17 protein-coding genes and 1 pseudogene are annotated in these 21530 nt (G+C 46.8%); 4 read left to right on the forward strand and 14 right to left on the reverse strand.

Features of this window, described 5'->3' with window-relative positions; genetic code table 11:
- Nucleotides 1-326: 326 nt before the first annotated feature.
- A complete protein-coding gene (locus VN447_RS20005) occupies nt 327-3188 on the reverse strand; it encodes an FAD-binding and (Fe-S)-binding domain-containing protein (RefSeq protein WP_325527708.1) in 2862 nt (953 codons plus the stop codon).
- A 270-nt stretch (nt 3189-3458) separates the two neighbouring features.
- Between VN447_RS20005 and VN447_RS20010 the strand changes: the two genes are divergently transcribed.
- A complete protein-coding gene (locus tag VN447_RS20010) occupies nt 3459-4067 on the forward strand; it encodes an FmdE family protein (RefSeq protein ID WP_325527615.1) in 609 nt (202 codons plus the stop codon).
- A gap of 385 nt (nt 4068-4452) precedes the next feature.
- Complete coding sequence (locus VN447_RS20015) at nt 4453-5127, forward strand: DUF421 domain-containing protein (protein ID WP_325527617.1); 675 nt, start codon at nt 4453-4455, stop codon at nt 5125-5127.
- 37 nt (nt 5128-5164) lie between these two features.
- Here the strand turns inward: VN447_RS20015 and VN447_RS20020 are convergent, their stop codons facing one another.
- The 6 genes and pseudogenes from VN447_RS20020 to VN447_RS20045 form a co-directional block, all read right to left on the reverse strand.
- Nucleotides 5165-6799 (reverse strand): sensor histidine kinase, encoded by a 1635-nt coding sequence (locus VN447_RS20020; RefSeq protein WP_325527619.1) that lies wholly within the window; start codon nt 6797-6799, stop codon nt 5165-5167.
- Nucleotides 6796-7488: a response regulator transcription factor gene (locus VN447_RS20025; protein WP_325527621.1), complete on the reverse strand. Its 693-nt coding sequence runs from the start codon at nt 7486-7488 to the stop codon at nt 6796-6798. Before VN447_RS20025 ends, VN447_RS20020 begins: the two co-directional genes overlap by 4 nt.
- A 92-nt stretch (nt 7489-7580) precedes the next feature.
- Complete coding sequence (locus VN447_RS20030; protein WP_325527623.1) at nt 7581-7988, reverse strand: DUF2680 domain-containing protein; 408 nt, start codon at nt 7986-7988, stop codon at nt 7581-7583.
- A gap of 272 nt (nt 7989-8260) precedes the next feature.
- The gene (locus tag VN447_RS20035; RefSeq protein ID WP_325527625.1) at nt 8261-8584 is read right to left on the reverse strand and encodes a YbjQ family protein; all 324 of its coding nucleotides are present in this window, start codon (nt 8582-8584) and stop codon (nt 8261-8263) included.
- 123 nt (nt 8585-8707) lie between these two features.
- Nucleotides 8708-9121, reverse strand: a complete 414-nt coding sequence (locus VN447_RS20040; protein WP_325527711.1) for an ATP-binding protein — start codon at nt 9119-9121, stop codon at nt 8708-8710.
- Between the two features lie 105 nt (nt 9122-9226).
- Nucleotides 9227-9412 (reverse strand): annotated as a pseudogene (locus VN447_RS20045) (HD domain-containing phosphohydrolase); the annotation flags it as partial.
- Nucleotides 9413-9558: 146 nt separating this feature from the next.
- Here VN447_RS20045 and VN447_RS20050 point away from each other — a divergent pair.
- Together VN447_RS20050 and VN447_RS20055 are read left to right on the forward strand one after the other, a co-directional pair.
- Complete coding sequence (locus tag VN447_RS20050) at nt 9559-10941, forward strand: NAD(P)/FAD-dependent oxidoreductase (RefSeq protein ID WP_325527627.1); 1383 nt, start codon at nt 9559-9561, stop codon at nt 10939-10941.
- Nucleotides 10942-11216: 275 nt separating this feature from the next.
- Entirely contained in the window at nt 11217-12476 is a 1260-nt protein-coding gene (locus VN447_RS20055) for a sodium:proton antiporter (RefSeq protein ID WP_325527629.1), read from the forward strand.
- Nucleotides 12477-12519: 43 nt separating this feature from the next.
- Here VN447_RS20055 and feoB read toward each other — a convergent pair whose 3' ends face one another.
- The 7 genes from feoB to VN447_RS20090 all read right to left on the reverse strand — a co-directional run bounded on the left by feoB (nt 12520) and on the right by VN447_RS20090 (nt 21364).
- Nucleotides 12520-14541, reverse strand: a complete 2022-nt coding sequence (gene feoB / locus VN447_RS20060) for a ferrous iron transport protein B (protein WP_325527631.1) — start codon at nt 14539-14541, stop codon at nt 12520-12522.
- Nucleotides 14538-15365, reverse strand: coding sequence for an HD domain-containing phosphohydrolase (locus tag VN447_RS20065; RefSeq protein WP_325527633.1), 828 nt, complete (start codon nt 15363-15365; stop codon nt 14538-14540). The genes feoB and VN447_RS20065 overlap by 4 nt, the downstream gene beginning before the upstream one ends.
- Entirely contained in the window at nt 15365-16354 is a 990-nt protein-coding gene (locus VN447_RS20070; RefSeq protein WP_325527635.1) for a GGDEF domain-containing protein, read from the reverse strand. The genes VN447_RS20065 and VN447_RS20070 overlap by 1 nt, the downstream gene beginning before the upstream one ends.
- 187 nt (nt 16355-16541) lie before the next feature.
- The gene (locus tag VN447_RS20075; RefSeq protein ID WP_325527637.1) at nt 16542-17309 is read right to left on the reverse strand and encodes a sugar phosphate isomerase/epimerase family protein; all 768 of its coding nucleotides are present in this window, start codon (nt 17307-17309) and stop codon (nt 16542-16544) included.
- A gap of 29 nt (nt 17310-17338) precedes the next feature.
- The gene (locus VN447_RS20080; protein WP_325527639.1) at nt 17339-18604 is read right to left on the reverse strand and encodes an SLC13 family permease; all 1266 of its coding nucleotides are present in this window, start codon (nt 18602-18604) and stop codon (nt 17339-17341) included.
- Between the two features lie 36 nt (nt 18605-18640).
- Complete coding sequence (locus VN447_RS20085) at nt 18641-19945, reverse strand: (Fe-S)-binding protein (RefSeq protein ID WP_325527641.1); 1305 nt, start codon at nt 19943-19945, stop codon at nt 18641-18643.
- 15 nt (nt 19946-19960) lie between these two features.
- The gene (locus VN447_RS20090; protein ID WP_325527642.1) at nt 19961-21364 is read right to left on the reverse strand and encodes an FAD-binding oxidoreductase; all 1404 of its coding nucleotides are present in this window, start codon (nt 21362-21364) and stop codon (nt 19961-19963) included.
- Between the last annotated feature and the right edge of the window lie 166 nt (nt 21365-21530).

Genomic DNA, 21530 nt, shown 5'->3' on the forward strand with positions numbered 1-21530 from the left:
GTGCTAATATCAACGTATACCCAACTACCTCCATTCTAACCATTTTCCCTGCAATTGCTATGTATTTTATAAAATTAACGAAATTGTAAATATTATCATTATTTGCGAAAAAATTCAGGATATTAGTTATAACTCATCAAGAGTTCAATTACGCGAGCAATCGCTATGTAAATAGTATACCCATGAAGGTTATAGCCGTAATGAAGCTGCGGCTTACTTTCATGGTATTTTTCATTTTCCGATTATTACTTTTTGGAGAAATATAATAATTAGGGAGCCCCTCAGTTGGGGCTCCCTTGTTTTGACCATTGTGATCCATTCTTAATTCAATTTTTCTTTCGCCCCGTACAGCAGCGATCAACCAGGACAGCAATCGATTGATAGCTGATACCGCTGTTATCAGCTAAGCCAATTTCACATGTGCGGCTATTGGAAAAACCACAGCTACAGTCTGACGGTAACGCTTCTTTTAGATGTTCTAACGCTGATTCGTTGAGTTCAGGGACCTCGAACCCCTTATCTCCGGCGAAACCACAACACTTAACCTTGGGCGGTATAATCACTTCAGTAACACAAGCCTCTACCACAGCCCGGAACTTGTCTGCCAAACCCATTTTGGTTGCGCTGCAGGTGACATGAATAGCTACTTTTTCTGGTGATTTTACAAATTCTAACTCGTTAAGCAGATAGTCGTGAATAAAGTCAACCGTATCTAAGATGGTCAGTCGATTATCCATCACCCGCTTCATCCGGTAGACACAGGGACTGGTATCACAGAGTACCGGGTATTGCCCATTATTACTGCACGCCAGCAACACCTTTTCGAGCTTAACGCTCAATTCATCGGCAGCGTCGAAATAGCCTTTACTCTCAAACGGCATTCCACAACATAAATCCTCCATACCGGGTGGGAAGATAACGCTATAGCCCGCTTTATTAAGCAGTGACATCATCACCTGATGCAGTGACCGTTGATCAATATCCTCTTTGGCCGGGCCCATCGTCCGGCTGACACAACTAGGAAAATAAACGATTTTTCGGCTATCAGCAGAGGCAACCGGGGGCGCCTCTACGCTCGCGCTTGCTTTAGGCAGCCACTTATTCCACTTAGGTATGCTGTCTCCGACAATGGAGCGAGCTGTTTTGGCTAATCCCCCCATCGTACAAGTCCCTAGTCCCCGATGCGCCAAATGCGCTCCTGCCAAGCCTAGCTTGGCCAGTGAAGTAACCCCGCTGAAATGCGTGGCCATGAATTTGGCAATGTTGCGTCCCCTGCTTGTAGTCTTAGTTGAGCGCAGATACTTAGTAAAACTACCGGTATTAATTGCCAGCGGACAGGTCGTTTGACATAGACCGTCAGTCGCGCAGGTTATCTCACCAAAATAATCATAATCTTCTTCCACCCGCCGCGCTAGCTCTTTATCATTTCCTGCAGCCCGCATACGGGCAAGCTCACGTTGCACAGCGATCCGCTGACGCGGACTGCTGGTCAAATGAAGGGAAGGACAGTTGATCTCACAAAACCCGCACTCCATACATTTATCAACAAGCTCATGAACCTGTGGCATAATTTTCAAATTTTCCACATAGACATCTGCGTTGTTGGTAATAACAACATCGGGGTTGAGCAAGTCTTCCGGGTCAAAGGCCTGTTTTATTTGCTTCATATATTTATATGCTTGTTGACCCCATTCCAACTCAACAAACGGGGCCATATTACGGCCAGTGCCGTGCTCAGCTTTTAATGAACCTGAGAAACGCTCCACCACCATACTACACACTTCATTAATAAAGTCTTGATATCGCCTGATATCTGCAGGGGTATCAAAATTCTGATTAAAAACAAAGTGGACATTGCCGTCTAACGCATGACCATAGATTACGCCATCCTCGTAACCATGCCTGTTCATACATTCCCGTAGGGCCAGAACACCATCAGCCAACAGTTCTTTGGGGAAAGCAACATCCTCGATGATAACAGACGTACCCTGGCGGCGGATACCGCCAACAGCAGGAAATACGCCTGCCCGGATTTTCCACAACTTCTCATACTCGGTTTTCTTATCAGTGAAGGTAATCGGAAACAGAACAGGTATTCCTGCTAAACATTCTATAGTTTTTTGTATGTTTTCATCAAGTGTAGCCCTGTCCAGGGCTCTAATTTCCACTAAAAGTGCAGTCGCCTGTTCGTCCAGTTCTTTTAAAAATGCTGGCATACCTGCACTGTCTTCCACCGAACGCAGCGAAATTCGGTCAAGCAATTCCGCTGCTGCCACTAACGGACGCTCTAGCCTCATTACCGCCATGCAAGCCTGTTTGATATCCGGAAAAAACATGAGCGCCGAGGCTTTATGGGCATGTTCAACAACAGTCTTGTAGGTTATCTCAGCAATAAATCCCAGTGTTCCCTCTGACCCGATCATAAGATGGCTAATGATATCGATAGGGTTATGATAATCGACAAAAGCGTTGATACCATAGCCGGTGGTGTTTTTGATTTTGAATTTGCGGACAATAAGCTGTCGAAGCTGCTCGTCTGCGTTAATTTCGTCCCGGATTTTTTCAATAGCGTCTATCAGTTCCTGATGACTATTGATGAACAACTGACAAGATTCAGGATCGGCAGTATCTAAGATCGCGCCATCGGCGAATATAATTTTCATAGCCGCAATCGTCTTATAGCTGTTATCTGCGGTACCGCAACACATACCACTCGCGTTATTAGCGGCAATACCACCGATCATCGCGTAGTTGATTGAAGCTGGGTCAGGACCGATTTTTCGTGAGTACGGCCGGAGATACTGATTGGCCTCCGAGCCGATAATTCCCGGCTCTAACATGATGGTTTCGCCATGATCATCGATCTGGTAGCCACTCCAGCCACCAGCCAGCAACAATAGCACCGAATCAGTAAGAGCTTGTCCTGATAAGCTTGTTCCTGCAGCCCGGATAGTAACCGCGATCTTGAATTGACCAGCAATTCCGAAAATTTTAGCTACTTCTTGAGACGTGCGGACTTTGACCACCAGCTTGGGGGTTATGCGATAGAGACTGGCATCCACTCCATATGCCAGTGTTCGAATCGGGTCTGCAAAAATACGGTTAATAGGAATAAAGGCTGCTAGTTCCTCGTAAAACTTACGATAGTTCTCCGGAAGATTAAGAATATCACTCTGCATTGAGCGCATACCCACTCTTATCCACCCTGCCCTTCTTAAAAATTAAAGTCTATTAAGACTGTTTCCTAATTATTTCGCGAATAAGATCATATTACCTCTAAATTTGTGGAATTTTCCAGAAAAATGTGTTTTTTTGACACTACAAAAACATTTATCTCAATTGACAACATTATCCTCATAATCGATAATATAAGTAAATTCCTGTAATAATTTCAACATTTTACAGTTAAGGCATGAAACCTATAACGAACGAAGTTCTTTCATTTGGAGGAATAACACATGACCAACCGCCCTGAAGATTACCAAAAAGCCATTGATTTTCACGGCCACTGCTGTCCTGGGTTGACAATTGGCTACCTGGCGGCCAAGACTGCCCTTAACCACTTGAAGGTGGAGCGCGCCGCTGACGAGGAGCTTGTGGCCATTGTCGAGTCTGACGGCTGCGGCATTGATGCTGTACAAGTTTTATTAGGCTGCACCATCGGTAAAGGCAACCTTATCTACAAAGACCATGGCAAACAGGCTTACACCATCGGCAACCGCCGTACAGGCCAGGCCGTGCGGGTTGTAGTGACCGGGGGCGCGGTGCCGCTCACGCCAGAGCAGGAAGCTCTCCGGAATGAGGTGTTTAACGGCCAAGCCTCGCCTGAGCAGGATGCAGCCTGGCACAAGCTCCAGTCCGAACGCACCGCCCGCTTGCTGACTACTCCACCTGAGGAAATCTTTAAAATCCAGGATATTGAACTCAAACTACCGCCAGAGGCCAAGATATTTAACTCAGTTATCTGCGCTTACTGTGGCGAAAAAGTCATGGAGGCCCGCGCCCGCCTGAAAAACGGAAAAATCGCCTGTTTGGCCTGCACTGAAGAATATAACCGGGGCTGGTAAGCTCCTAAGCCCTGACGAGACAAAGGCATGAAGCTACGGTCATTACCGTTGGCTTCATGCCTTTGTCATCTGTAAAATAAAGTGAGACTTAGCTTCAGGTGGGGTTTTTACCCCATCTGAAGCTTAGTCGACCTTATCCAGGGACTTAGCCGCTCTTAACTCCCACTTACAGAAGATGGGAGTTTTAGAACGGGTTAGTCATCGGATAAAAGTTTTTTTAATAGGTTCTACTCCTCGCAAATATCTATCTCTGCTAAAAGACTTGTCATACTGCACGCAATGTTCTCAGGTTAAGCTCTCTACATTTCACTAATAAAAACCGTCATTTGGACAATCATATAATAGCACCGTACTTGCATGACTACATTAACAAAGGAGAATAAGCATGCCGGAAGCTATCGAATATGTATTGCGCACGTCGCTGGCCTTTTTTATTGTTCTGTTATTAACCCGGACATTTGGCCAAAAGCAGCTTGCTCAAATGACCTTATTTGATTTTGTCAGCATCATTATCCTCGGTGCCTTGGCAGTTTTTACGCTAGTAACACATACCTTAAACATTTTCACGGGCCTGATTACACTAGCCGTGTGGGGTGGTTTATTCCTGCTCAGTAACTACCTCAGTTTGAAGACTTTTCCTGCCCGAAAACTTTTAGAGGCTGAACCGGTCATTGTTATCCACAACGGTAAAATACTTGAAAACAATCTGTCCAAGACTTACTATAACGTGACCGGCCTACTGGAACAGCTCAGAACAAAAAATATATTCGACCTAACTGAAGTCAAGATTGGAATCCTTGAGATTGATGGCGAGCTGAGTATCTTAAAAAAGACTGATATCCAGACAAAAAATCCGGCAGCCAGAAAGTTTACCGGCAAGGAACTTATCATCGACGGCCAAATTATTGATACCACTTTACGCCGCGTCGGCATCACCAGAGAATGGCTGCTGTATGAGCTTAACAAGCGCGGCATACCTGACTGCGATGAAGTGGCTTTGGCCGCCATAACTCCTACCGGCAAACTATATATTGACATCAAAGATGATATCCATAAATAGTTGAGTTCTATTTTACGCTAAGGTTAACTTTTGTTGTTCATTTTTTTGGTACCTGCAGGCAGAATGTAACCGTAAATACCGTCCTCTCTCCCGGGGTGCTTGACACCTCAACCTCAGCTCCGTGCAGGTTAATTATTTCCCTGGCAATAGCTAACCCTAGGCCGGTACCGCCTCCAGTGCGGGTATGTGACTTGTCTGCTTTATAGAATCGCTCCCAGATATAAGGCAAATCCTCGGGCGGAATGCCAATGCCGGTATCAGCTATCGTTAGTATGAGTGAGCGGCCGGCCGCTGTCAGACTAGCGGTAATTATCCCACCCGCCGGGGTGAATTTAAGTGCATTATCAAGCAGAATGAGTACCAGTTGTGTCAGCCTATCGCCATTGCCATTGATATCAGGCAGGTGTTCAGCAATATCGGCCCGCAGTGTGACTCCCTTTTCTGTACTCCGCTGTTTAAATAAAGTTACAATATTATCAATAATCTCAGCCAGGGATACCTGTTCTGTCTCCAGCGTGGCAGTCTGCGCCTCAAGCTGACTGAGGTCTAAGAGCTCGTTAATCAGTTTCTCCAGTCGTACTGCTTCATCACGCATAACCCTGTGGTATTTCGCCACCTGAATAGGCTCACTTATTGTACCATCCAAGAGGGCCTCATTATAACCGCGCATAATGGTAAGCGGGGTCCTAAGTTCATGTGATACGTTGGCGACAAAGTCGCGCCTGAGTTTATCTGTCTTATCAGTTTTACGTACAAAGTCCTTTAAAGCCGTGGCCAGAGAGTTTAAAGATTGGCTCAAATCACCCACTTCATCATGGGTGTCTATGTTAGCCTGAACAGAATAGTCACCCCCGGCCATGGCGGAGGCTACCGCCTGCATCGACTTCAACGGCCGGATAATACCTGCCGACAGGTAATTGGCAATAAATATTGTTATCAGTACAACTACTGTCCCAGCTGCAGCAATATACCAGTAAATCCGGCTTAAAAAACTGTCGAATTCGGACAAAGGAGCATTAATCAGCACTGTCCCTTGTACTTGACCATCAGGCTTGAGCGGCACGCCAACGACCAGCATGTTTTCTTCATAGTAAGGATGGTAAAAAGTCTTAACCCACGCTGTGCCACCGCCAGCTTCGATCTGTTGACGGATTTCGTCCAGCCCAGTTATACCTGCACGATTATGAGCCTGATTTTGCTCAGCCACTTTGCCAGGCCTACCTGCTTGCCAGTCCATCCCCCGTTCCTGTCCCATACCGTGGCCATGCCGCAGCATCTTTCCAGGCCCTCCCGGCATATCACAGTCCCCCGCCAAATCCATGGGGCTTTTTTTCATCATCCCGGCCCGGTGGTGAAAGCCGCCTGCCGGCCCACGCTGTTCCTCAGACGCGGCAATCAAGTTAAACGCGTTGTCTATGACCCATACCCTTGCACTGAGTAAACTATCAATGCTGTTAATAAACCCGGCAAGCTGGCCGTAGTTTATCTGCCCATCATAATAACGGCTTACCACTCGCGCCGTCTCATAGGCCTTATCGGTCAGTTCACGCTGTTTGCTGGCAATAAAGTACTCGCGGATTAAGAGCGAAACACCTACTGATACACTGGTCAGCACAAGGGCCACCACTATTATAAAACTGCCAAGAAGTTTGTGCTGCAATGATATTCTCATTTTTTCACCTCAAACTTGTAGCCTATGCCCCATACAGTTTTTATATCCCAAGGAGAGTTACCGCTTATGTCAAGCTTTCTTCTAATCCGTTTAATATGGGTGTCGACAGTACGGGTATCGCCGCAGTAACTGTACCCCCAGACGCTCTCTAAGAGTTGTTCCCGGGAAAAAACCAGTCCAGGATGTGAGGCCAAATGCCATAAAAGGTCCATCTCTTTGTTAGCAAACGCTATCTCGTGCCCAAATGCGGTCACAGTATGTTCGGCCATATCGATTGTCAAATGTGAATAGTTTAAAGCAGCCTCAGGCCGCTTCTCAGGGGACGCCAAACGGCGCAGCACTGCTTTGACTCGAGCTGCTACCTCTCTCGGATTGAACGGCTTAGTCACATAGTCATCAGCCCCAAGTTCAAGCCCCATGATACGATCTTCGTCTTCTGCGCGTGAGGTCAACATAATAATCGGTATGTTCGAAAACTTGCGTATTTGGCGACAGACCTCCAGACCATCAAGAACAGGCATCATGATGTCCAGAATGATAATATCAGGTTTAAATTCCTGATGTTTGATAAGCGCCTCGGCACCGTCAGCTGCTTCATGCACCGTGAAACCTTCTTTAGTGAGATATAGGGTTAGGAGTTCCCTGATAGGCTGCTCGTCATCAACGACAAGCACCGTTTTGACAGTCATGGTTTTCACCTCTCATCTTCAGCATACCACAAGCTAAGTCTAGCTAAAAGAGCCTGCCGCGCTTTGCGGCAGGCTCTTTTGCTGTTATCTTATTACTGCTGTGCCGGAGCATTAGCGTTACCGCAGCCGCCCTGCATTGGTCCCATACCTCGTTCACGTCCCATACCATGACCACGTCCATGTCCCATACCCATGCCAAAATTGCCGTCTTTCAGGTGCTGCTCCATAAAGGAAATATGCTGGTCAGCCTGAGCCTGGGTTATCCAGCCCCATTCAACCTCTTTTTGCAGCACTTGTTTTCTATGCTCAAACATTTCTTTTTGCCACGTGGCAATCTGAGCTTTTTGTTCGTCAGACAGGTTAGCCTGCCCTGCCGGTCCAAAATGCGGGCAGAATGTGCCAGCCTGACCGGGATTTCCGTCCGGGGCAGCCAGGGCGACCGCACCTGCCAGCGACAGCACGAGCACACCGATAAGGGCAAAAATAGTGATTTTTTTCAATGTAACCACTCCTTGTTAATTTGATTTAAATCAAGTATAGCGCATTCTTCCAGCATAAGTGTGGCAAAACTGTGAACAAATAGTGAACTATTAAGCATGAGCTAATCGCTGCTTCCATTGAGGCCAACGACCCTTTGATAATGAATTTGCTATACTCATAAACAGCAAAAAGCTGAGATTGCCACGCCTGCTCCTCGCACTGACAGGAATAATCCCCACCATGCGAACGGCTTGAAACAATCTCAGCTCTTTTTTTATCGCGCCAATACGATTTAATACTTTCTCTGTACCTTGACCGCAGTACCCATAATAACAATCATCATCAAACCTTCACCAACGCTTGACATTGAGTGATGAACGCCAATCACAGCATCTGCCCCCATGGCACCGGCCCGCTCTTTAAGCTCGCTTACTACACTGTTGACACCTTTGGACAGCGAATTTTCATATGAATTACTTCGCCCGCCGAAGATATCACTCAGCCCGGCCAAAAAATCTTTAATTACATTGGTCCCCATGACGACCTCACCGGTCACAACTCCCAAATACTCTCTGACCTCAAAGCCTTCCAATACCGAGGTTGTAGATACAATCATACTGACGCCTCCCTTATCTATATAGGTTCCAATAAAGATCGACAAGGCATGCGGCGAAATATTACTAACAATAGCCGATGAGAGAATCTTTATTGGATTTCATCTAGCTTAGTACCAGGACTACTAATTATTATACCCAAGCTTTATCACCAGCATAATCTCATTACCTTGACGGTTAAAACAAACATCATCTGCCATGGCTTTCATGATTAACAGCCCCCGCCCGCTTTCATCGATCAGCTTCTCATCAAATAACTCATCCATAGCTTGACTGTTCAATGAGTTTAACAATAGGTTACCCGCAAAACCATGCCCAGAGTCTTTCACCCGAAGTACAAGTTTTTTACCAATTCGGCTAACCTTAACACGAACCTTGCTTCCCTGACGAAAAGCATTATTAACGGCTTCATTAAAAATAATCTCAACTTTGCCAGTGTCTGGGCCGGCAAGCACGGTAAATATCTGCCGCATTTGCGGGCGCAACGCGGTAAGAGCTTCAGCGCCATTTACCTCATGTGTCATGACCTCAATATTCAAAGCAATACCCCCATCCTTACGATACAGCTTCGTGCTCACCCAAATGCTGCTTAACCTCAGAACGTTCGCGCTCAATACCGCCTCATAAACTCCAACGCTTAATATCCGGAAAATAAGCGGAATATCCTGGCCTTCTATCCGGCTGGGGTAACCGCTCCCATCATAGCTCTCGTGGTGATATAAAACCAATAAACAACTAATAATAGAAAAAGCCAAGCTATAGAGAGCCTGGCTAAAAATAGTAGTGTGAATCAACCCTTTTGACAAAATTCTACCATATTCACCAAACACTGTCTAGTGACTTACGATTACCTATTTAATCAAATTTTACAATTATTGTATCTACCTTTCAATTCTTCTTCTATTTACAAACATTATTTGGTAAAGTATAATGTGTTACGGTTCGTGCCACAATCACATAGAAAGGTGGTCTTTTAATGGCTGATAAATTTGACATCGCCATCATAGGCGGCGGCCCAGCCGGAGTATTTGCCGCATATGAGCTTGTCATTAATAATCCGGATATCAAGGTTGCTTTACTCGAAGTCGGACACGACATCTATTCGCGACACTGCCCCATCTCGGATAAAAAGGTACCGGCCTGCATTAAATGCAATCCCTGCGCCATTATGCGCGGCTTCGGGGGTGCCGGGGCTTTCTCTGACGGCAAATATAACTTTACCACCAAATTTGGCGGCTGGCTGAACGAATATCTTCCCGACGAGACCGTACTTGATTTAATTGACTACGTCGATCAAATTAATATAAAATACGGCGCACCTGCCGAATACTTCAGCACCCAAAACAGCAGTCTTGGCAAAAAGGCATTACAGTATGACCTGCACCTGCTAGACGCCAGGGTCCGCCATTTAGGCACCGAAAATAACTTAAAAATTCTTGAAGCAATTTTTGATTATTTGAAAGAAAAAATAACCATGCTGTTCGGCGTAATGGTAAATACTATCAAAAAACAGGATGGCATATTTATTTTGGAAACAGCCAAAAACGGCCCGATAGAATGCGATTACCTAATTGCCGCGCCGGGCCGGGCCGGTTCAGAATGGTTTGCCAACCAGTGTCACAAACTTGACCTGCCGTTAACCAATAATCAGGTGGATGTTGGCGTCCGGGTCGAAATCCCGGCGGAGGTATTCCAGCACATCACCGATGAGGTATATGAAGCCAAGCTGGTATACCGGACAAAGCAGTATGGGGACTTAGTCCGGACGTTCTGCATGAACCCCAAAGGGTATGTTGTTGCTGAAAATACCGACGGTATTGTTACTGTCAACGGCCACAGCTACCGGGATGAAAAGCTGCACAGTAAAAACACCAACTTCGCGCTGTTGGTCAGCAATAAGTTTACCGAGCCCTTCACCGAACCTCACCAATACGGCAAACGTATTGCTTCTTTTTCTAATATGCTCGGCGGCGGCGTACTGGTACAGCGCTTTGGCGACCTGTTAAAAGGCCGCCGCACGAACGAACACCGTCTGTCCCAGAGCTTCACCCAACCAACACTTAAGGCAACTCCCGGCGATTTAAGCCTGGTTCTGCCCAAGCGTCACCTGGACAATATCATCGAGATGATCTATGCGCTCAATAAAATTGCCCCAGGTATGACCAACGACGACACCTTGCTGTACGGAGTTGAAGTCAAGTTCTATAGCTCGCGCCTTAAACTGACCGGGGAACTGGAGACCGAGATTGAAAACATGTTTGCAATTGGCGACGGCGCCGGCATCACCCGCGGCTTATCCCAAGCCAGTGCCAGCGGTGTGCATGCCGCCAGAGTTATAACTGAACGAATAAAGAAATAGCTGCGTAAAGTAAGACTTAGCTTCAGGTGGGGTTTTAACCCCATCTGAAGTTTAGTCGACCTTATCCAGGGACTTAGCCGCTCTTAACTCCCACTTATATAAGAGGGAGTCTTAGAGCGGCTTGGTCATCGGATAAAAACTGGCAAACGGAGCGGTTATCGATCGTTTGACAGATTGGAAAAAAGAGATTATTATAATTATGAGCATAATAATCTCAATGGGTGGGGGAGTCTGTCATAACAGGCTCCCTATGCTTATTTTGAAGGAGATGCACAATGGAAAACAACGCTATTCAAACAGCGCATCAAGTACTTATCACCTTTTCGGTTATTTTAGTCGCCGGTGCGCTGGCAGGCAAAGTGGCCGACAAACTTAAAATTCCCGATGTAGTTCTCTATTTACTCATCGGCATTGTCATCGGCCCGCCAGGACTTGGTCTCATCGACATACCCGAAAATTCAGTTGTTAATCAGCTTGTCCTTGTGCTAGGCGCATCAGTCCTCTTATTTCACGGGGGCATTGGGGTTAGTTTTGGGGTATTAAAAAATGTGTGGCTAACCCTCTTACTGTTATCTACAGTAGCTGTTTTTGTTATGGTTGCTATTGTGGGATACACCGTTCATGCTGTTTTCGGAATAAGTCTTATCTACGCGCTGCTATTAGGGGCTGTACTAGCTTCTACCGATCCGGCAACACTTGTTCCGATATTTTTATCGGTTGGGGTCAAGGAGCGTTTGGCACAAACGGTAATTAGCGAATCGGCCTTTAATGATGCCACTGGCGCAATAGTGACCTTCACCTTGCTGGGTGCCATTGCTACAGGGCAGTTTGCGCTTGCTCCCACGGCCTTAAAGTTTGTCATCATGGCTGGCGGTGGTATCATCATCGGAGCAATCTACGGACTCTTAACCGGATTCCTCGTTAGTGGCAAATCACAGGATATCTTTGCTGAATATTCCCAAGTTCTTATGCTTCCTTTAATTATCGCCTCTTATATGACTGCAGAACATTTTGGCGCAAGTGGTTTCATGTCGGTGTTTGTAGCCGGTCTGGTTCTTGGCAATTTAGATGAGTTCGGTTGGACAATGAAAGAAAACCATCATGATGAGGTTCATAGTTTTCTCCATATTGCATCATTACTGCTCAGGATAGCTATCTTTGTTCTCCTGGGGGCTCATGTTGATTTGGCCATAGTTGCCAAGTACCTGCTTCCCGCTTCTATTGTGGTTGCTGTTTTTATTTTTATCGCCAGACCCATTGTTGTTTTATTATGCACACTGCCAGACAGAAAAGCCAAATGGGAGAAAAATGAGATTTTATTTATGTTCTGGACCCGCGAAACAGGGGTTATCCCGGCAGCTCTTGTCGGAATGCTTGTAGGAACAGGCATCCAGCATTCTGACATCATTTCTTCTGTTACCTTTTTGGCAATATTGACGACCCTTGTTCTTCAGGCCACATCAACGCCGTGGTTGGCCCGAAGGCTGAATTTACTTCAGCAGGACCAACAGGAAGTACAGCAATTGCATCACTAATGACAATACGAACCTGTCAAGCCTGGACTTGACGGGTTCATTTTTAATAACCAAGCAAAGTTCCCGCCTGGAATACGATAAAAGATAAAATCCAGGCCAACACAGTTGAATAAACAGGGCTAAATAAAGCCCATTTCCACGAGTTGGTTTCGCGTCTGATAACGGCAATTGTGGCCAGGCAAGGCGAGTAAACTAAGACAAATATCATCAAAGAATAGGCGATAAGTGGACTGAAATTAGGATCACTGCCGATAGCCTCTTGCAGCGCTACCGCAGTCTCGCCAGTCTGACCAACATGATAGATGGTGCCTAAGGTACTGATAAGTACCTCTTTAGCGGTAAAAGCGGATACCAGCCCTACACCAAGCTTCCAGTCAAACCCCAGCGGTGCAATCCATGGTTCCACCATTTTTCCCAATTGGCCGGCATAGCTTTGGGCAATCGGGTCTGCCGTAGGATAGTTCACCAAAAACCATACTAAAATGGATACTGACAAAATAATTGTTCCGGCTTTTCGCAAATACAGCAGGCTGCGTTCCCACATATGGATTATCATGCTTTTAACGGTCGGCCTCCGGTACGGCGGCATTTCCATCACAAAGGGCTCACTCTCCCCCCTAAATATCAGTGTGCGGAAAACGCGAGCTACCAGGACAGCCAGCAAAATACCGAGGAAATAAATAGAAAACAACACTGTTCCAGCAATAGTTTCATCAAAAAAGGCCCCAATCAGCACAGTATACACAGGCAGTCTGGCGCTGCAGCTCATAAAGGGTGCCACCAAAATAGTAACAAGCCTGTCACGCGGGTTTTCCAGTGTTCGTGTTCCCATAATGGCAGGTACGCTGCAGCCAAAACCTAATAAGAGCGGGATAAAGGATTTGCCGTGAAGTCCTACGGTCCGCATAATCCTATCCATAATAAAAGCAGCTCGCGCCATATACCCGGTATCTTCCATGAACGCGATACCTAGAAACAAGATAAGGATATTAGGTAAAAAAACGATGACACTGCCAACCCCGCCAAGGATTCCGTCAACAATAAATGACCGTAGTTCGCCGTCAGTCAGATATTGACTGGCCAATTGAGCCAAATTGCCAAAACCATCTTCGATCCAGGCCTGTGGATAAGCCCCAACCGTAAACACCATATTAAACAAAAACCACATCAAGCCGAGAAAAATCGGTAACCCGGAAAACCGCCCAGTTAACACCAAATCCAGCTTGTCTGAGGTATTCATCACCTTGTTCTCATTTATTGTTACTGCGTGGGCATATATCTCAGCAACAAAGCGGTGTCTTTGTTCAGCAATTAAGAGTGCCGGGTCACCCATTTGTTCAAGCAGTTCCTGGCGAAAAAGCGTCGCAGCTGCAGTCGCCGGTTCACTGCCCTGAATACCGCTCAAATATTTGCTTGCTTCAGTGTCACCTTCTAGGAGTTTTAAGGCGAGCCATCGCCGGGGAAATCGCAAGCCAGTTCTAATCTGAGCCAGCAACTCCGTTATCCGGCTAAGAGCCTCCTCGATCTTGCTACCATAAAGGAGGGTAAACCGGCAAGGCTGGCCCTGTTCTCCCGTTGCTGCCGCTGCTACAAGAATATCCTCAGTCCCCTGATTTTGCCTGCCAACACTACGCACAACCGGTGTATGCAGAACCTGTGCCAGCAGCCTGTCGTCAATCTGTATCCCCTTACTTTCGGCAGCATCAACCATATTTAGGGCAATAATAACAGGCCGTTCCAGCTCTAAGAGCTGCAGGGTCAGATACAGATTGCGCTCCAAATTGCCCGCATCCACGATATTTACAATGATATCAGGTTTGTCATGGACAATAAAACTGCGGGCCACCAATTCATCAGCCGAATGCGCCATTAACCCATAGGTGCCCGGTAAATCCACGACAATAAACTCTTTGTCCTGGTATTTCCTAAACCCCTCCCGCTTTTCCACTGTAACTCCGGGATAATTGCCCACATGTTGCTTTGCACCTGTAAGGTTATTGAATATTGTTGTCTTGCCTGAGTTGGGGTTACCGGCGAGAGCAAGGGTTAGCTGCGTATTCGTCACCCTACCGCCACCTCAATTAATCTGGCTTCTGTTTTGCGTAGTGACAAATTAAATCCTTTTACCTTAATTTCCATCGGATCACCCAGCGGGGCAAACTTTTGCACCACTACCCGCGTACCTGTGATAATACCCATATCGACCAGGCGCTGTTTAATAGAGCCCCTGCCGGTTACTTTGGTTACCCTGCCTTGCTCGCCTGGCAGCATTTCACTCAGCAGCTTTACTGCCTCCGTGTATCCAGGCAACTTAGCCTCTTGACAAAGCCTGACAAATGCATCGGCAATGTCTGGATCGAATTGCGTACCCCGGCAGCGTAATACCTCCTGCACAGCCTCTTGCTGCGACATGCATGGACGATACGAGCGCTCACTTGTCATGGCATCAAACGCATCGGCAAGTGCTATTATCCTGGCCCCTAACGGAATAGCAGCTCCGGCGAGACCTTCCGGATATCCCAGACCATCCCAGCGTTCATGATGGTAGCGGACGATCTTGGCGATTGGCCGTAACATAGTTACTTTATTGAGGATATCAAACCCCACCTGCGAGTGACTTTTAATGACTTCATATTCTTCCGAAGACAACCTGTCAGGTTTAAGAAGAATGTGATCAGGAATTCCAATCTTGCCGATATCGTGAAGATGTGCGGCAACATGAATGGTATCCTGGTTTGATTTTGTCATTCCCAGCTGTCTGGCAACAGCAGCTGCTATTTCAGCAACACGATCAGAATGTCCCCGTGTATATGTATTTTTCGCATCAAGCGCAGCCGTAAAAGCCTCAACGAACTCGTGCACACCGGCATTTTGGAGCAATGCTTCCATTAATGAGTCACCCCTCTTTGCCCTAGCTGTTCAAGCAATTCAGCATTCTCTTGTCCTAGTTTAGCACAGTCATAATAAGCGACTTGGTCTCTCCCGGAATTCTTAGCGTCATAGAGAGCCTTATCGGCGTATTTGTATAACAACTCCGCCTTTGTATAATCAGGTCTATCCCCGCTGAATGCCCCAATAGAGCAAGTAATATTTATACTCTTGCCATCGCAAGTTTGAAACAGATACTCTTTTATGTTATTGCGTATTTGCTCAGCTATCTCGATCGTTTGTGTTAAATCAGTATCTGAGAGTAAAACTGCGAATTCTTCGCCGCCAATCCGTGCTGCCATATCACTGCGTCTTAAACGACTGCGCAAGATATAGGCAATGGCTTTCAGAACAACGTCACCGGCCTGATGACCATAGGTATCATTAACCTGTTTAAAATAGTCAATATCAAGGATAAACAAAGAAATTGGCCGGTCAATGCGATTCGCACGGCAAATCTCCTGTTCCAGATGGTCAAAAAAATGCCGCCTGTTTGATAATCCTGTCAGAGGGTCAGTCATTGCCATTTCGTTTAGACGCTTGTTTGCCTCTTCTAATGCTTCTTTCTGTTCAATTAATTCTTGCTGAGCCGTATTGAGCTCATCAATTGCATCGTTTAATTGCCCTTCCCGCAGTTTAATTTCACGGGCCATCCAGTTCATATCACGCAGCACTGATATAAACTCATTTTCCTCGCCATTGTCTGACGCTTCATTAGGCAATGCTGTATGAACCCGATATTTTCCTTCCTTGACAAGCTTACATAAAGCCCTAATGTCTCCTAAGTCTTTAGTCACTAACCAGCGCGCCGCCATAAATGGCCCAATCAAACCAACCAGTGCCGCTGCACCTGCCCCGGCAGCAACGGCTTGATCCATAAATATGATGACTATAACAGGCACTGCCGCCGCCACAGTCATCAGCATTTGCAGCTTTGTAGCTATTTTCACTGGATAACCCCCAAGGTTTAGCATTTTGAGAATGGTTATCACTATGTGTCCTTAAAAAAAAGTACCGGCCAAGCCGATACACTTGATAATAGTTCTCAATAATCATTTTATTTTAATTGGTCTTTTTTGTCAATGAATTTTTGTTAAAAACCCCTGGATACCACAAGGCATCCAGGGGTTACTATTCCTAACCTAAATACGCTAAGCTTTTAAAGACTCGTTCCAGTGGCTTGTCACCGCCAGGGAATTCCAAAGCAAGCAGGCCGGTATAGCCACTCGCTTGAATACGTTCCTTTAATCCTTTTACATCGACAAGCCCTGTGCCAGGATGACCGTGTTTTAAACTGCCATTTTCGCAGATAATATCCTTCAAGTGGACATAGCCCACCTGGGAAAGAAACCACTCCAAGGCTACTTCAGGCTTGGTATTGGCATATAACCAATTACCGGTATCATAGGTCAGACCAAGTTCAGGCAGTACAGCAAATATTTCTTTAAACACCTCTGGATTGCCCTTTTGGGCATCAGGCCCGTTTTCAACAGCCAGTACGATACCCAGAGACTTAGCCAATTCAAGCACCTGGTTCATGGCTTCAACCCACCAGGACGTGTGCACTAAGCTTGAATCAAAGGCCCCGCTAGCTACATTAAACCGCAGAACCTTTGCACCAAGGCGGTCAGCAAGCTGTACACCCGTTTTTAATGAAGCAATGGCTTGTAGTGTCTCTTGCCGTGATCCGGCCAATAGCGCTTCATTTGAAGCGTAGGCACACACCATGTTATGCTGCCGCAAAACTTCTCTGATTAGCGGAATCTCTTCCTCGATGTCTTGCCAGTAAGGGCGAAATTCCACACCTGCACACCCGGCCTCGCGAGCCAAGAGGATTAATTCTGCCTGACGCATGCCTGATTTTAGCTCTTTGTCCCAAGTTGCAGCACTTATGATAAGCGTCATGTGTATTACCTCCGTCAGTTGTTCAGAAATTAAAACTTAAGCACGGTGAAAAACAGCCAGCTTAATATCGAGCCGACAACAGCCATTGCAAAGCCCCAGATGAGCATGCTGCGGAATAGTTTTTGTTTGTCTGATTTGGGGCCGGCAGCGCCAATAAGAAGGGCGCCGGTTGTTGACAACGGGCTTACATCTACCAAGTGGCCAGCCAATACTATGCTGTAGATAATGGCCAGCGGATCACCACCGCCCATCTTGGCTACTAAGTCAGGCACTAAGGGAATGAAGGCCGGCATAATAACACCTGAAGTACTGGCGTACGCCGAAATAACTGCGGCGACAAAGCCAACTACCAGGGTTGCTGTGTATGGGGTCGAGAACTGAGCAATAATGTGAGAGAACAGCTTCATGCCACCAACGTCTTTCATGAGGCCGACAAGCACAGTTACGCCGCACACCATAAGGATAGTATTCCACGGCATACTTTTTACTGCCTGATTTTCATCAGCGGCATTAAGCATCGTCAAGATAGCGCCAATGGTGAAACCGGTAAGACCGACATCAAATTTGAAACCTAAGGCCAATACCATGAGCACACCAATGCCGGTGAGCGTCATGAGCTGTTGTTTGGTAAAAGCTTCAACCTTAATATTTGCAATTGCACCCGCCTGGGCATTACCTGCAGCCCCCTGTTTCCACAGCTTAAGACCGCCAAAGAGCACATAAGCCAGCATTGCTACCGCAAAGTGCCCTAGGAAGGTATTAAAAAACAGCGGAAAGGCAATACTGGTAAAACCTAATTTAGCTGCCAGACCGTTGGCAATCACCCCAGCAGGAGCAATTGGCGAAACCGCACCGGCTTGACCACCGTTACCAACCATAAGAGCCATCAGAAACGGCGAAATCCCTACTTCTTCCGCCAGCAACATGGCGGCAGGTGCCATCAGAGCAATGATGGAAATATGGCCCGGACCGATAGCCGACAAGCCAAAGGCCACAAAGAATAAAACAATGGGCAGCAGGGCAACATTTCCACGCACTGCTTTAACAGCATATTTAGTAATTTTATCAATAGTGCCGTTCACTTGGGCAATACCGAACAGGTAGGTTACCCCGGCCAGTGTCATGAACAGGCTGAGCGGAAAGCCGGCAATAATCTTATCGGCCTTAATACCGCCCATAACATGACCGACAATAAAAGCCAGACCGATGGCCATGATACCGATGTTTTTAGGTGAGATACAGCTAACGATAATAGCGATTAATAATGCTATTAATGACAATACAGATACATCCACTATTTTTACCTCCATTTTTTATAATACTGCAATAAATTAGGAAATATTGTGCCTGGTCTTGCCTTGGGCTTGATTTGCTGCATAAGCCTGAGCTAAGAGTTCCACGGTATGCATTACATTGTGCGCTTTTCCGTTTTGCACCAAGCCGTCAATTAGATGCATCCGGCAGGAGCCGCAGCCGGTAACAACCATATCTGCGCCCGTACTTGCGATATCAGCCACTTTATGGTCATTAATCCCGCGTGATAATTCATAGTACGCCAGATTAAAGCTGCCGCCTGAACCACAGCAACGCCCCGGTTCCTTCATCTCAGAAATTTTGACTCCCGGGATGGCTGCTAGCAGTTGTCGGACTTGCTTGGTTACCCCCATGCCTCTGGCACCTAGGTGGCAAGGGTCATGGATGGTGATATGGGCCTTGACCTCGCCTAATGCGCCTTTATCTAGCGGCATAACCTCAGTCAGATACTCAGCAATGTCATAGGTCTTACGGGAAATAGCTTCAAGTTTCTTCAGATATTCAGCATCGTCAGCCAATAGTCGCTGATATTCATGGCGCCAGGCGCTGCCACAGGAACCACAAATAGTGATAACGGCATCTACCGGTAACTCAGAGAAGACATCAATGTTGTGCCTGGCCAGTAAGCGTCCGCTTTCTGCATCACCTGCGGTAAATACCGGATAACCGCAGCAATGTTGAAGCTTAGGTAATACTACTTCGATATTATTGGCAAGCAGGACATCAATGGCGGCTTTACCTGAGCCTGTATAAATATAGTTGGCCATACAGCCTGTGAAAAAAGCCACCCTGCCTTTGGGCTGAGATACCTTAATGACCTCAGGATATTGTTTTCTGAGAGACTTAGCAGCAAAGGGAGCAATAACCCGGCGTCTGGCAAGTCCTGGCATGGGGAAACGCGAAATAGCCCCTAGCCGTTTTCCGGGCAGACGCTTGATACCAAAGTCCTGACCAAGCGAGGCCATGCTTAAGCAAAAATCAAATAATGTCCTGTTCTTAAGCAAGGTAAATACTGCCTTTTTAACAGGTGAAACCCCTCTCTTTTCAGCTAAAAGTTCACGTCCTGCCAGCACTAGCTCATCGGCAGCTACCCCACTGGGACACTGCGAGGCACACGTCTTGCACAATAAACATTTGCTCAGAATGCCCTGAAGTTCTTCCTCTGGTACGTCCTTGCCTTCCAGAAAGCTTCTTAAGAGTGCCAGTTTACCGCGGGCAACGCCTGACTCCACACTTATTTCTTGAAACACCGGGCACGCTGACCGGCATTGACCGCACCGCACACACTGGTTAACTACCTTGCGTAATGCATCCGCCTTCATACAATTCACCTCCTTTTATAGCCCCATTTTACCGGGGTTTAAAATATTATTGGGGTCGAGCGCCTGCTTGATTGTTCTCATTACGTCAAGGGCCGGACCATGCTCCCGCTCCATGTACTTGGCTCTTACGATACCGACGCCGTGTTCGCCAGTCACTGTGCCATTCAGCCTTAAGGCCATTTCATGGATTTCGTCGCCCACCTTCTTCACCCGTTCAATCTCATCCGGATTGTCCAGGTCAATAACAGGCGCTGAGTGGAAATTGCCGTCTGCCACATGGCCATAGGTCACGATAATGGTGTTATACTTTTCGCCGATTTGCTGAATGCCTTCAAGGGCCGCGCCAACGTTGGTTATCGGTACGCAGATGTCTTCACCGATATACACCCTGGTAGCCCCGGGACGCACCCGGCCACTGGCTGCACCGACAACACTGCGGGCTTCCCACAGGGTTTTCACCTGTGCCGGCTCGTCTGTCCAACTTACTTCCAGAGCAATGGATTTGCATACCTCGGCAATTTTCTGCGCCTGATACGCAACTCCGGGCGGCGGACCATCAACCTCGAAAAACAGTACAGCTGCAGCATTATCTGGCAGCTTAATGGACGGCTTGTACAGAGTAGCTGCCTTAATAGCTGACTTGTCAAGAATTTCAATAGCGGAAGGCACAATCTTATTCCGGAATACCTCAACAACCGCTTTACCGGCATCGCCTAATTTAGCGAAGGCGGCAACAGCAATGCCTTTTTTCTCAGGCAGGGGCATTATCTTTAAACGTGCCTTTGTAATTAGGCCTAGTGTACCTTCAGCGCCGACGAACAGCTTGGTCAGCTCATACCCGGAGGCTGTCTTGAGTGATCGACAGTTCATGCCGCCAGTAGTAATTACCCGTCCGTCAGCCAGCACAACCTCCAGCCCCAGAACATACTCACGGGTCGTGCCGTATTTCATGGCCCGCATGCCGCTGGCATTGTAAGAAATCATGCCGCCAATGGTTGCCATCTTAGTACTGCCGGGGTCAGGCGGAAAGGAAAAACCAAGTGATGCCAGCTGCTGATTGAGGTCCGCGTGAACTACACCTGTCTCAACAATGACCTGCAGATTGTCGGTGTCCACCTCGACAATGCGTTTAAGGGCTGACATGTCAATGACCAGGCCGCCGCCCGCAGCAACCGAACCGCCGCATTGTCCTGTACCTGCCCCCCTGGCAGTAACAGAGATGTTATGCTCATTACAATACTTTAGCACAGGTGAAATATCTTCAGCCTTGTTTGGCGTAAAGACAGCATCAGGCATATACTTGTTTAATTGGGAATCCAAAGAAGAATCATAGGCATAACACATCAGGTCAGCCTGTCCAGTACAAATTCTATCCTGCCCGGCAATTTTCACTAGTTGCTCAATGTGATTCTTGTTCAAACCAGTACCCTCCTCATTATATTTAAAAAGTGCTACATCCTCTTCTAATGCAAAATATGTGCCAAGGTTTGCAGTTAGAATAAATTTTCACAAATATACCTGTCAACTATGATAAATTCTGAACGTACCCTTAATTGCACTTCTAAAAAAATTCCAATTGAAAAGG

This window comes from Sporomusa sp. (genome assembly GCF_035561155.1).
In the GTDB taxonomy this organism is placed as follows: Bacteria; Bacillota; Negativicutes; order Sporomusales; family Sporomusaceae; genus Sporomusa.

Coding starts and splice junctions, on each gene's coding strand:
- VN447_RS20025 (WP_325527621.1), bottom strand. CDS start 7,488: ATGACTGTCAAAACGGTGCTTGTCGTTGATGACGAGCAGCCTATCAGG.
- VN447_RS20015 (WP_325527617.1), top strand. CDS start 4,453: ATGCCGGAAGCTATCGAATATGTATTGCGCACGTCGCTGGCCTTTTTT.
- VN447_RS20005 (WP_325527708.1), bottom strand. CDS start 3,188: ATGCGCTCAATGCAGAGTGATATTCTTAATCTTCCGGAGAACTATCGT.
- VN447_RS20035 (WP_325527625.1), bottom strand. CDS start 8,584: ATGATTGTATCTACAACCTCGGTATTGGAAGGCTTTGAGGTCAGAGAG.
- VN447_RS20010 (WP_325527615.1), top strand. CDS start 3,459: ATGACCAACCGCCCTGAAGATTACCAAAAAGCCATTGATTTTCACGGC.
- VN447_RS20075 (WP_325527637.1), bottom strand. CDS start 17,309: ATGACGCTTATCATAAGTGCTGCAACTTGGGACAAAGAGCTAAAATCA.
- VN447_RS20020 (WP_325527619.1), bottom strand. CDS start 6,799: ATGAGAATATCATTGCAGCACAAACTTCTTGGCAGTTTTATAATAGTG.
- VN447_RS20085 (WP_325527641.1), bottom strand. CDS start 19,945: ATGAAGGCGGATGCATTACGCAAGGTAGTTAACCAGTGTGTGCGGTGC.
- VN447_RS20050 (WP_325527627.1), top strand. CDS start 9,559: ATGGCTGATAAATTTGACATCGCCATCATAGGCGGCGGCCCAGCCGGA.
- VN447_RS20055 (WP_325527629.1), top strand. CDS start 11,217: ATGGAAAACAACGCTATTCAAACAGCGCATCAAGTACTTATCACCTTT.
- VN447_RS20065 (WP_325527633.1), bottom strand. CDS start 15,365: ATGGAAGCATTGCTCCAAAATGCCGGTGTGCACGAGTTCGTTGAGGCT.